Origin of the sequence: Sphingobium sp. CFD-1 (genome assembly GCF_024611115.1) — a bacterium.
Taxonomy (GTDB): Bacteria; Pseudomonadota; Alphaproteobacteria; order Sphingomonadales; family Sphingomonadaceae; genus Sphingobium; species Sphingobium baderi_A.
The window spans coordinates 734,175-746,604 of the sequence record NZ_CP084398.1 but is presented as its reverse complement, the minus strand read 5'-3'; the positions used below and the strand labels follow the sequence as shown (position 1 = coordinate 746,604).

10 protein-coding genes and 1 riboswitch are annotated in these 12,430 nt (G+C 62.3%); of the genes, 1 reads left to right on the top strand and 9 read right to left on the bottom strand.

What is annotated here, in order from left to right; all coding sequences use genetic code 11:
• The first annotated feature begins 470 nt into the window (after window positions 1-470).
• Window positions 471-1,076, top strand: a complete 606-nt coding sequence (locus LDB26_RS03730; protein WP_257540407.1) for a hypothetical protein — start codon at window positions 471-473, stop codon at window positions 1,074-1,076.
• A 107-nt stretch (window positions 1,077-1,183) separates the two neighbouring features.
• On the opposite strand, the gene gcvPB is transcribed toward LDB26_RS03730, so the two are convergent.
• The 9 genes from gcvPB to ftsA form a co-directional block, all read right to left on the bottom strand.
• On the bottom strand, window positions 1,184-2,755 hold the full coding sequence (gene gcvPB / locus LDB26_RS03725; protein WP_062064211.1) for an aminomethyl-transferring glycine dehydrogenase subunit GcvPB: 1,572 nt from the start codon (window positions 2,753-2,755) through the stop codon (window positions 1,184-1,186).
• The gene (gene gcvPA, locus LDB26_RS03720) at window positions 2,752-4,110 is read right to left on the bottom strand and encodes an aminomethyl-transferring glycine dehydrogenase subunit GcvPA (protein ID WP_257540404.1); all 1,359 of its coding nucleotides are present in this window, start codon (window positions 4,108-4,110) and stop codon (window positions 2,752-2,754) included. The genes gcvPB and gcvPA overlap by 4 nt, the downstream gene beginning before the upstream one ends.
• A gap of 49 nt (window positions 4,111-4,159) precedes the next feature.
• The gene (gene gcvH / locus LDB26_RS03715) at window positions 4,160-4,531 is read right to left on the bottom strand and encodes a glycine cleavage system protein GcvH (protein ID WP_257540402.1); all 372 of its coding nucleotides are present in this window, start codon (window positions 4,529-4,531) and stop codon (window positions 4,160-4,162) included.
• A 21-nt stretch (window positions 4,532-4,552) separates the two neighbouring features.
• Entirely contained in the window at window positions 4,553-5,710 is a 1,158-nt protein-coding gene (gene gcvT, locus LDB26_RS03710) for a glycine cleavage system aminomethyltransferase GcvT (RefSeq protein ID WP_082635155.1), read from the bottom strand.
• Window positions 5,711-5,882: 172 nt separating this feature from the next.
• Window positions 5,883-5,984, bottom strand: a riboswitch (glycine riboswitch).
• A gap of 74 nt (window positions 5,985-6,058) precedes the next feature.
• Window positions 6,059-6,367, bottom strand: coding sequence for a hypothetical protein (locus LDB26_RS03705; RefSeq protein ID WP_062064207.1), 309 nt, complete (start codon window positions 6,365-6,367; stop codon window positions 6,059-6,061).
• A gap of 42 nt (window positions 6,368-6,409) precedes the next feature.
• Entirely contained in the window at window positions 6,410-7,567 is a 1,158-nt protein-coding gene (locus LDB26_RS03700; protein WP_257540400.1) for a deoxyguanosinetriphosphate triphosphohydrolase, read from the bottom strand.
• A gap of 9 nt (window positions 7,568-7,576) precedes the next feature.
• Entirely contained in the window at window positions 7,577-9,466 is a 1,890-nt protein-coding gene (locus tag LDB26_RS03695) for an SPOR domain-containing protein (protein WP_062064204.1), read from the bottom strand.
• Window positions 9,467-9,589: 123 nt separating this feature from the next.
• Window positions 9,590-11,032, bottom strand: coding sequence for a cell division protein FtsZ (gene ftsZ, locus LDB26_RS03690; RefSeq protein WP_062064203.1), 1,443 nt, complete (start codon window positions 11,030-11,032; stop codon window positions 9,590-9,592).
• A gap of 111 nt (window positions 11,033-11,143) precedes the next feature.
• Entirely contained in the window at window positions 11,144-12,430 is a 1,287-nt protein-coding gene (ftsA, locus tag LDB26_RS03685) for a cell division protein FtsA (protein WP_257540398.1), read from the bottom strand.

Sequence of the window (12,430 nt, the reverse complement as noted above, 5' to 3'; positions counted from 1 at the left end):
ACAAGTCTAGAGCATGATGATGCCCCCCTTTCTCTAAGCCCCACATTCCGGAGCGCACGTGAAACGCACACCGCCGCAATCTACGCAAATCGGATATTATCTATCGCACTGTTTCGCAAACGATTTTTTGATTTGGTCGCACATATGTTCGCACATCTCAGGTAAACATGGCATAATATCGTTATTTTACAACATATTATCGCATATCTCTGGCGCGCAAACGCAAATAAGCGAAATGTGCATAGGGTCAATTTGCGTGTTGGACCATTAACACACATATTTCCCGCCAAAAGGCATCTGATGCGCTGCCGTTTTCGGCGCTGCGGGGCCAAAAAACGGGCGCAAGGGAAACTATGTTCGATTATGAATGGGATCAGCAAAAAGCGCGCAATCTGATAGGCCGCCTCGTTGATCGAACGGGTTTATCAGCGACGGAAATTGCGCGCAGCGCCGGTTTGGCGCCGTCCACCTTGACTCGGATCTATCCGGTTCCGTCCGTCGACTATTCCCTGTCGGCGCGCAGCATTGCCAAGTTCAAGACGGCTTTCCCGGATGATTTCATGGCAGCTTCGGAATATGGGGATTCGCCCACTCCATCATCGATCGTCAAGGAACGCGCAACTCCCTTTGCCGCCCCATCGCATAATGTAATCCCCGTTTACGGCACAGCCCTTCTGTTCCCAGAGGAAAATGGCCTGCCGCTTTCAAAGGAACTGGAGCTTTGGGAAGGGGATTTTTCCCGTCCTGCGGCATATATGCCGATCCCTTTCGCCCAGACGGACCCGGAACGCTATTTTGCGATCTATATTCCCAGCGAAGCCATGGAGCCGCGCTTTCGCGCCGGCGAACGGGTTATCATGGATCGAATCAAGCCCGCCTCGATAGACACGGACGTGTTGGTCCAATTGCGCGGCGATAAAGGCCAATCATTATGGACCGTCGGCAGATTGCGTATGCGCGACCGCAATTTGATCGGCTTGACCCAATATCGGGACGGCATAACCGTTTCCATCCATCGGAGCAAAATAGCTCATATCTTCCCGATTATCGCCATGCTGGACGATGACGGCATATGAAACTGTCCACAGCTGTGGAACTGCGATAGCCGCGGGAACGGGATAAAGGCTTTACCCTGCCCTTTCGGGCGGAACCGGAGCCATCCTCTGCGGCTCCGGCCGCTTCATCATTCTGCCGCTTCCGCCAGTTCCGGTTCGGTCCAGACCAACACCGGCTTGCGTGCGGCCAGCGTTTCGTCCAGACGGCGGCGCGGAGCATGATAAGGCGCGCCCTTCAGCGCCTCATCCCCGGCCTTGGCCCGTTCAGCCAGACTACGCAGCGCCATGATGAACTGGTCAAGCGCCGCCTTGCTTTCGGTTTCGGTCGGCTCAACCAGCATCGCGCCGTGGACGACCAGCGGGAAATACATGGTCATCGGATGGAAGCCTTCGTCGATCAGCCCCTTGGCGATGTCGAGCGTGGTGAAACCTTCCGCCAGTCCCTTGTCACTGAACAGGGCCTCGTGCATGCAGGGCCCGCTGCCGCCAAAGGGGGCGTCCAGCACGTCTGACAAGCTGCGTAGGATGTAGTTGGCGTTCAGCACCGCATCGCCCGACACCTGACGCAGGCCGTCTGCGCCATGGCTCAGGATATAGGCGAGCGCGCGGGTGAACATGCCCATCTGGCCATGGAAAGCGACCATGCGGCCAAAGCTGCCGCCATGATGATCCTCGACCGATTCTTCCTCTACCAGCACGAAGCGGTCACCCTGTTTTTCGACGAAAGGCAATGGCGCGAAGGGCGCAAGCGCCTGTGACAGCACCACCGGACCGGAACCGGGGCCACCGCCGCCATGGGGCGTGGAGAAGGTCTTGTGCAGGTTGATGTGCATTGCGTCGACGCCAAGGTCGCCGGGACGAACCCGACCGACGATGGCGTTGAAGTTGGCGCCGTCGCAATAAACAAAGGCTCCGGCCGCATGAACCGCGTCGGAGATCGTCTTCATGTCGCGCTCGAACAGACCACAGGTATTGGGGTTCGTAATCATCACCGCCGCCACATCCGGGCCGAGGCGGGACTTGAGCGCTTCCAGATCGACGCGGCCATCCGGCGTCGCGGGAATATCCTCCACCTTATAGCCACAGAAGGCAGCGGTCGCGGGATTGGTGCCATGCGCGCTTTCAGGCACCAGCACGACCGAGCGAGCGTCGCCGCGTGCCTCCAGAGCGGCGCGGATGGCAAGCAGGCCGCAGAGCTCTCCATGCGCGCCCGCCTTAGGGCTCATGGCAACGCTGTGCATTCCGGTCAGGGTGACAAGCCATTGCGCGAGTTCATGGATCACCGCCAGCGCGCCCTGCACCGTCGATTGAGGCGCAAGCGGGTGGAGATCGGCGAAACCCGGCATCCGCGCGACCTTTTCATTGAGGCGCGGATTATGCTTCATCGTGCAGGAGCCAAGCGGGAACAGACCAAGGTCAATCGCGTAATTCTGACGACTGAGGCGCGTATAGTGACGCACCGTCTCCTGTTCCGACAGGCCCGGCAGGCCGATGGCGTCCTTTCGGGCGAGATTGCCGAAACGGCTCTTCACCTTGGGCACTTCGGCGAAATCGACGCCGGTCGTGTCTGCCGATCCGATCTCGAAGATCAGTGGCTCTTCCAGCATCAGCGCGCGGTTGCCGGTGGCCGTTGCTGGAGCCACATGTTCTTCCGCGACAGCCTGCGGCGCGGTGGGACGGCCTTCCTTGAGCATGGTCATGCCAGTTCCTCCTCCAGCGCCTTGGCGAATGTCTCGACATCCTCCGCCGTCACCGTTTCTGTGACTGCGACGACCAGGCCGTTGCCAATGTCAGCAGCATCCGGGAACAAGCGGCCCAGCGACACGCCGCCCAGCACGCCTTTGTCGGCAAGATTGCGGACAACGTCGCGCGCATCCTTCGACAGGATCAGCGTGAATTCGTTGAAGAAGGCATCGTTGAGCAAGCGCACGCCGGGCACTTTTGCAAGGCGGTCGGCGGCCTCAACGGCCAACGCATGATTGAGGGTGGCAAGCTCACGCAAGCCTTTTTCGCCCAGCAGCGTCATGTGAATGCTGAACGCCAGCGCGCAAAGGCCCGAATTGGTGCAGATATTGGAGGTCGCCTTTTCGCGGCGGATGTGCTGTTCGCGCGTGGAAAGCGTCAACACGAAACCGCGTTGCCCCGCAGCGTCAACCGTCTCACCGCAGAGGCGTCCAGGCATCTGGCGGACATATTTCTGTTTGCAGCCGAACAGGCCGAGATAAGGGCCACCAAATTGCAGGCCGACGCCCAGCGACTGTCCTTCGCCTACCACGATATCCGCGCCCATATGGCCGGGCGCGGCAATGGCGCCCAGCGCCACCGGCTCAGTCACTACCGCGACCAGCAGCGCGCCCGCTTCATGGGCGGCGTTGGCGAGTGGCGTCAGGTCGGCAATGCGGCCGAGTATGTCAGGATATTGAACCACGACGCAGCTCGTATCCTTGTCGATGCTGGCGACCAGCGCATCGATGTCGGTGGCCGCGTCCAGCTTCGGAGCTTCGTGGACCAGAGCGTCGCCGGTGAATTTCGCCATCGTCTTTGCCACCGACACATAATGCGGATGCAGGCCGGACGACAGCAGCGCCTTGCCGCGCTTGGTAATGCGGCGGGCCATGCCGATGGCTTCCCAGCAGGCGGTCGAGCCGTCATACATGGATGCATTGGCGACGTCGCAGCCCAGCAGGCGCGCCACCTGCGTCTGGAATTCGAACAGCACCTGAAGCGTGCCTTGCGCGATTTCCGGCTGATAGGGCGTATAGGCCGTCAGGAACTCGCCCCGCTGGATCAGATGATCGACGCTGGCGGGCACATGATGGCGATAGGCCCCCGCACCAAGGAAAAAGGGCGCCTCCCCCGCCGACAGATTCTGCCGCGCCAGCTTCGCCATGTGGCGTTCGACCGCCAATTCGCTGGCATGGTCGGGCAGACCCACGATTGTGCCGGGCAAGCGTGCCTGCACGGGCACATCGACAAACAGGTCATCCACGCTGGCCGAGCCGATGACGGAAAGCATCTCCTGCCGGTCGGCGTCGGTAAGGGGTAGGTAGCGCATGATATTTTCCTACGGCATCGGTCCCGCAATGGGGGAGCGACGGTGAAACTTAAAGCGAAGCCACGAACTTCTTGTAGGCGGCTTCGTTCATCAGCCCTTCCAGTTCGCTGGCATCGGTAACGCGCAGCTTGAAGAACCAGCCATCTTCCTCGGCATCGCTGTTGACGAGGGCGGGCTCATCCTCCAGCGCGCTGTTGGTTTCCACGACCTCGCCGGAAATGGGCGCATAGACATCGGAAGCGGCCTTTACCGATTCCACGACGGCAGCATCGTCACCCTTTTCGAAGGCCGCGCCTTCGGCAGGCAATTCGACGAACACGATGTCGCCAAGCTGTTCCTGTGCATAGTCCGTGATGCCGATAGTGGCGATTTCGCCTTCGACATCGATCCATTCATGTTCATCTGTGAAATAACGGCTCATGATTTCAACTCCCCTCGAAATTCAGGCAGATTTCTGACGGCGATAACGGTGCGGCACGAACGGCATCGGCGCAACGGTCGCCCCGATGCGCTTGCCGCGCACCTCAACCTCCAGCGCCGTGTCGAGCGCGCTGTGCGGCAGGCTGACCCAGCCCATGGCGATCGGCGCGCCCATGGTCGGCGCGAAACCGCCGGATGTCACTTCGCCTACCAACACATCGCCCGCATAGATCGGCGCGCTTTCCCGCGCAGGCAGGCGGCCGTCGATCTTCAGGCCCACCCGCTTGCTGCCGGGGCCATCCGCCAGTTCCTTCATCACGCGGGCGTGGCCGAAGAAGCCTCCCTCCTCGCGCCGTCGCTTCTGGACGGCAAAACCCAGATCCGCGCCAATCACGCTGACGCGGGGATCGAGATCATGGCCATAGAGCGGCAACCCCGCTTCCAGCCGCAGCGAATCGCGAGCGCCAAGACCTATGGGCTTTACCTGCGGCATGGCGACCAGCGCATCGGCCAAAAGCTTGGCATCCTCGGCGGGGATACTGATTTCAAAGCCATCCTCGCCGGTATAACCCGACCGGCTGATCCACAGCGGCACGTCGCGCCAGGTAAAAGGGCGGGACTGCATGAAGGAAAGATCGGCGGTTTCGGGGATAAGCTGACCAAGCGCCTCGCCAGCCTCCGGCCCCTGCAACGCGAGCAAAGCCTGCTCATCCATATGGTTCATGGTGACTTCATCGGGCAGATGTTCGATCATCCATCCCATATCGTCATATTTGGTCGCGCCGTTGACGACCATGTAGATGTCCGCGCCATCGAACGCGCCACCACCGATGCGCGACACCATCAGGTCGTCAAGGATGCCGCCTTCCTCATCCAGCAGCATGGAATAACGCTGATGGAAGGGCTTCAATCCCTTGATGTCGCTGGGCAGCAATCGTTCCAGCGCCTCGTCCACGCCCTCGCCGGAGAAGGTGAGCTGACCCATATGGCTGACGTCGAACAGGCCTGCATGTTCGCGGGTCCAGGCATGTTCGGCCATGATGCCTTCATATTGGATCGGCATATGATAGCCCGCGAAGACCACCATGCGGGCGCCCTGCGCGCGGTGCCAGGCGTCCAGCGGCAGGGCGCTGGGCGGAAGTTCCTCTTCAAGGGTCGCGACGTCGTCCTTGCCGGTCATGGGGCGGCCTTTCCGTGTTGAGTGTTCGGCGACAGACGCAGAAAGGCCAACGGGCCAGTGCGCTTGCCACCCCCTCTGTCACGGAACCTGAGAGCTTTGACCACCGATCCTTCGACCGGATGGCTTACCCCTTCGGTGGGATGGAATGAACCATCCGCTTTCCAGAGTGCCTGCCCATGATGCGGTCCTTTAGCCTGAGAGATTCCGGGGCGGTTGCTCCTTCGGCGATGGCGCCTGGCCTGAAAGGCCCGCCATGCTCTCCCGCATCATGCCCGGCGCCGAGTCTTCGACGCTGGAGACGGATTACGCATTGCTCAAAATGCCGGGCGGCGTCAATCGCTCATGCGATCAGGTGGCGGAACGTTCTTCCCGTGCCAGCCTTTCGGCCAACACGCGCGCAGCCTGCCGCAATTCGACGAGGCGGACATGGGCAGGCAGCAATTTCCCTTCCCCGTCGCGCAATTCAAAATCGGCGAAACCGCCCGCATCGCCGATCAGCGCCAGGAATTTTTCGATCCCTGTGAAATTGGAATCGGCGATCAGGTTGCGGCACAGATCGATCTTCACCGACCACCAGCGATCGCCATGGTCCCGCAGCAGGGCGGACATTTCTTCCAGTTGCGCGGCGAGCGCGGCGATTTGCGGATGCAGGGCCATGAATGGAAATTGGGCATGGCCACGCCCGCTTTCAACCAGCGATCAGGCGAATGTCACTTCCCCGAATATCTCGGCATGACGCTTCTCCGCATAGCGATCCGTCATGCCTGCGATGAAATCCGCGATATGGCGACTGCGCCGCGGTTCCTCCCGCACGCAGTCATCGCGCCATTCGGGCGGCATCAGGTCGGGCCGTTCATGATAGGCGCGAAACAGGTCGGTGACGATCACCCGCGCGCGCGCCGCTGCGGCAAGCTGTTCGGGATGATGATAGAGCGTCGCATACATGAACCGCTTGAGTTCGCGTTCCTGCGCGGCCATCTCCGGCGAAAACCCAACAAGAGCGCGCCCCGCTTGCCGCACCTCCTCCACCGTCTCGACGCCCGATTGCGCGATATTCGCCCGGGTTGCGGCGATCAGATCATTCGCCATAACGCCGATCTGTTCGCGCACCAGTTCACGCAACAACCTGTCTTCCGGCACATCGGGGTAGCGGGCGCGGACCCGGTCCCATGACATCTTCACCAGTGGCACGGCCAGCAACTGATCCAGTGTCAGCAGACCAGCGCGCAACCCGTCATCTATGTCATGATTGTCATAGGCTATGTCGTCCGAAATCGCCGCGAGTTGTGCTTCCAGCGAGGCATGGCTGGAAAGATCGAGGGGGAACAATGCGTCTACTTCGCGCATGGCCCAGCCGGGATGATCGACAGGACCATTATGCTTGGCCAGTCCCTCCAGCATCTCCCAACTGAGGTTCAGCCCCCGGAACAGCGGATAGGGGCTTTCCAGCTGCATCAGCGTGCGAAGCGTGTGTGCATTGTGATCGAAGCCGCCCTGTTCGTCGAGTGCCGCCTCCAGCGCATCTTCCCCAGCATGGCCGAAGGGCGGATGACCGATGTCATGGGCCAGGCACAACGCCTCCGTCAAATCCTCGTTAAGACCCAGGGTGCGGGCAGTGGTGCGGCCGATCTGCGCCACTTCAAGGCTATGAGTAAGGCGCACGCGGAAATGATCGCCGTCAGGCGACACGAACACCTGCGTCTTGTGGCGCAGGCGGCGGAATGAGATGGAATGGATGATCCGGTCACGGTCACGCTGGAACATGTCGCGCGGCCCGCGTATTTCACCGCCCGGCTCGGCATGGAGGCGGCCCCGGCTATGACCGGGATGAGAGGCATAGGAAGCCAGACGGGTCATGCGCGTGCCTTATTTGCCGCCGATCCGCTCGACGACCTCTCCCGCATCGCTTTGCCAGGCAAAGGCATCTGCCCCCGCTTTCTTGAGGTTCGATTCCACCGTCTTTGCACGCGTGAAGCTGGAAAAGGGGCCGATGAGCAGGCGATTTGTGCGTCCCCAGGATGCCGTCCAACCATCCTGTGGCGCCACCTCGTCATATTTCTTGCGAAGCGCGCGCAGGGTGAAGGCCAGCGCGCCCTTGTCCGACCCCGTGCCGATCTGAACCCAGTTGCGGGATGGGTTGGCCGCCAGCCGCTTCTGTTCCTCCGCCTGCTTCCTCTTGGTTTCGGCTTCCTTCTTCGCCTTTGCGTCGGCCTCAGCCTTGGCTTTCGCATCGGCGGATTTCTTCGCCTTTTCTGCGGCCGCCTCACGCTCAGCGCGCCGGGCAGCCTGCAAGGCGGCGACCTCCGCCAGATCAACTGGCGCGACACTGGGCTTCAATTCCTCGTCCGGCACGTCGATGGCGTGGATGATATCCGCCAGCGTACGCGTCGCTTGCGGATTGGGCTGTGGGGTCGCGGCGGGCGCGACGGCCCTGGCCGATTGCGCTGGAAGCGGCGCAGCAACGGGTTGTGTGGCCGCGTTCGGAGCAGGCTGAGGTTGCGTCGGCGCGGGCGCGAGCGGCACGGCGTTCAAGGGATTGGTCTGCTGCGCCGGAGCCGCTGCGGGAGCGCGCGTGACCTGCACGGATTCAAAGCCAGGCGCCGGTGGTCCTTGCACGGCACTCGTCGAAGGTGCGGGCGAAGCGGCCTCCACCTGCCGCACGGGTTGAAGCGGCGGCGAGACTGGCCGGACCTGCGGGGCGGGCTGCGACGTCGGTTGAGACGATGGTGGTAGTGGTTGGACCTGCTGCTGGGCAGGCTGCGGCTGCACGGGCTGTGGCTGGGCTGAATGAACGGGCGCGGCCGACACCGCTGTCGTCGCCTCCGGGGAGGATGAAGCCACCGGCGCCGGGCTGCCCGCCCGCGCCACCCTTGACGCTTCACGCCGCACCGCGCTGCGTGAACGATTGTCCGCGCGGGCTGAAGGCGTGGATGCCGCTGCGTTGGGAGTCGCCGGATTCGGCACTGCTGCGGATGGCGGTTGCGCGGTCGGGGTTATGGCTGCGATTCGCGTGCCCACATTTGTAGGGAAATGGCCAAAATGAATCGCCGCAGCCTTTTGTGCGGCAGTGAGATAGGGCATTTTCTGCATATAGGGAGTCAGGGCGCTCGCAAGCGGGGCAGGCATTGTCTGGTCCGCTATCTTCTTTGCTTCCGCCTGTTTGTTATTCATCGCCAGGATAAAGGCGCGATATCGCCAAGCGGCCCGGTCGCTTTTGTAGAGCAGTGGCTGGAGCACCTTGTCGGATGCCTCCACCTGTCCCGAAATACCGAGCGAAGCAGCATAGCGGCGAATGAGTTCCGCATCGTCCGGCTGGCGCTGCAACGCGGCCTGATAGTCGCGCTGCGCGCCAGCCTGATCTCCGGTGAGATCGCGGGCCAATGCACGGTCGGACAGGAAACCGGCATCAGGATAGCGCAGCCGCGCGGCCTGATCGAACAGACGCAGTGCTTCCGCCGGGTTCTGCATCTTCAGCATCACGCGGCCCAGCCCGGCCTTGATGCGGCCATTGCCGCTCTGAATCGCGTCCGCGCGCGCAAAGAATCCGGCGGCGGCGCGCGGATCGTCCAGCGCCAACGCAGCCTCCCCCGCTCCAATCAGCGCAGTGACGTCGCGGGGATCGGAAGCCAGGCGCGCTAGATGGCTGTTGAGATCAGCGGCATCGGATGGGCGAACCAGTTGCGCCTGATCGGATTGGGCATGGGCCGTTCCCACCAATAGGAGGGGCGCCAGAAGCCATAGGGGAGATCTTATCACATACGCCCCTTAGCGGATCGCGCCCTGAATGGGAAACTTACCGCAGAAAAAAGCGCGCCGGATTGCTCCATGCAATCGACGGCGCGCAAAAAAGGGGCGCGGAACACACCGCGCCCACAGCTTTTACTGATTGCTCTGCCGATTGAGGAAGCGGGGAATGTCCGCTCCCTTGCTATCGTCGACCGCGGGCGCCTTGTCCGCGCCGCGAGTGAGGCCAGCCATCCGCTCGAACAGCGTTCCGCCGGTCGCCACGCGAGGCGCGGGCTGCGGGTGCGCTGGTTCGGCCGGGGCGGCTTCGGCGCTTTCCGCGCCCAGCAGCAGTTCATCTTCACCCGCATTTTCATCGGAAAAAACAGCAGCCGGACGAGGGCGCGCAGGAGCTGCATCAGTCGCAGCCGCCGTTTCCTCGATCGGCGGCGTCAGCGGTGCGGGAGCGGGCGCTTCAGGCACGTCGAGTTCCAGCGTCTCGGGTTCTTCCGTTACGGCCTGCGCGCCGGGCTGCGCCGGCGCGACCGGTTTCGGCGCGGAGGAGGGCACGGCGACCGAGGGACGATTGGCGAAGCTGAACGGCTGGGTCAACGGGGCTGCGCCCTGGCCGACTTCGCTGTCGATACCAGTCGCGACAACCGACACGCGGATCTTGCCGCTCAGATTGTCGTTGAACGCGGAGCCCCAGATGATGTTCGCGTCTGGATCGACCAATTCGCGGATATGGTTGGCGGCTTCATCGACTTCCATCAGGCGCATGTCGTCACCGCCAACGATGGACACGATGACGCCCTTCGCCCCGCGCATCGACACGCCGTCGAGCAACGGGTTGGCGATCGCCTTCTCCGCCGCCTGAAGCGCGCGGCCGTCACCATCGGCTTCGCCGGTGCCCATCATGGCCTTACCCATTTCGCCCATCACAGATCGGACGTCGGCGAAATCGAGATTGATCAGGCCGGGCATGACCATCAGGTCGGTGATGCCGCGCACGCCCTGCTGCAACACCTCGTCCGCCATCTGGAAGGCTTCCTTGAAGGTGGTGTTGGGGTTCGCGATCAGGAACAGGTTCTGGTTCGGAATGACGATCAGCGTATCGACATGCTTTTGCAGTTCCTCGATGCCCGATTCCGCCGACTTCATGCGGCGATTGCCTTCAAAGGTGAAGGGCTTGGTCACGACGCCGACGGTCAGGATACCCTTGTCACGCGCCGCCTTGGCGATGACGGGGGCTGCGCCGGTGCCAGTGCCGCCGCCCATGCCTGCGGCGATGAAGCACATATGCGCGCCTTCCAGCGCCTGTTCGACCGATGCGATGGTTTCTTCCGCCGCCGCCTTGCCGATTTCGGGACGCGATCCCGCGCCCAGTCCTTCGGTGATCTGCGGGCCAAGCTGGATGCGCCGTTCCGCCGGAGAGGCGTTCAGCGCCTGCGCGTCGGTGTTGGCGACGATGAAATCCACGCCCTCGACACTGGCGGCGATCATGTTCGCGATGGCGTTGCCGCCCGCGCCGCCTACGCCGATCACCGCGATGCGTGGCTTCAACTCGTCCACATGCGGCGGGCTGATCTCAATACTCATAAATTCTAGCTCCCTCCAGCTTCGGCGACGTGAAGCGAAACTGACCTGAAAGGTTAATGCAACAGAAATTCGTGTAATTCATCAGCTAATTTCATCTGATTTTCAATTCCATCAATAATTGGTCTTCATCGCTCGCATCATCCGCTGCCACCATACGGGTGCGCTGAGACGATGCACGGTCTGCGGGACGGGCGCCATCATCCTTAGATCAACCGGGTTGGAAGCGCCGTAGAGCGCCAATCCGGCCAATGTGGCGAAGGCAGGCCCGCTGTGCGCTTCAGGCAAGGCCGCGATCCCGCGCGGGCGTCCGATGCGAACGGCGCGACCCAGTGCGCCTTGCGCGTAGTCGGCAATGCCCTTCATCTCCGCGCCGCCGCCGGTCAGCACGACCTGCCGTCCCGTAGGCGTATTGAAACCCATGCCCGCCAACGCGGCATTCACTTCGACCATGATCTGATTGAGCCGTTCGCAGATCACGCCTACCAGCGCGGCACGGGTGATCTTGCCGCCTTCGGCGTTCGGCCCTGCATTCTGGCCTGGAATGGCGACATCGCCATGGGGCGTCGCGATCTCGATCATTTCACGGAAATCGCGGCGATTCTGCATCGCCGAGCCATAGAAGCATTTGACCCGCTCCGCCTGGCTGCGTCGGATGCCGAAGGCCGACGCGATGTCATCGGTGATGTCCGACGCACCCAGCGGAATGGAATGAAGCCCCACTAGCATACCGCCCGCATAAAGCGAGACATTGGTGACGCCCGCGCCCAGTTCCACCAGCGCCACGCCCAGATCGCGCTCCTCCTCCGACAGACAGGCAAAGCCGGTGGCGATCGGCGAGGCGACGATGGAATTGACGTTGAGATAAGCCCCCCGCACGCACAGGTCGAGATTGGCGAGCGGCGCGCCGTCGGCCAGCACGACATGAATGTCGACGCCCAGCAGATCGGCATGCATCCCCAGCGGCTTCTTGACCGGCACCTTGCCGTTGATGGTAAAGCAAGTCGGCTGGGCATGGAGTATGACGCGCCCGTCCGGGTCGATCCCCTGCTGGCCGGTGGTGAGCAGGTCATCGATATCGGCCTGTTCGACACGATAGCCGCCCATGTCACGTTCAACCGTGACGACATCGCTGACCAAACTGCCGCCAGAAAAACTGACCCACACATCCTCGATATTGGTGCCCGCGACGCGTTCTGCCTGTTCCACCGTTTCGCGCACGGCGAGTTCCGTGCGCTCCATGTCGGCGATGAAGCCACGCCGCACGCCCCGGCTTTCGCGCTGGCCGGTGCCCAGGATCGTCAACTCGCCCGTTTCCGTGCGCCCCGCGATCAGCGCGGACACTTTCCACGACCCGATGTCGATCGCCGTGAAGAGTTTTTCGACCTTGGGCTGTGCCAT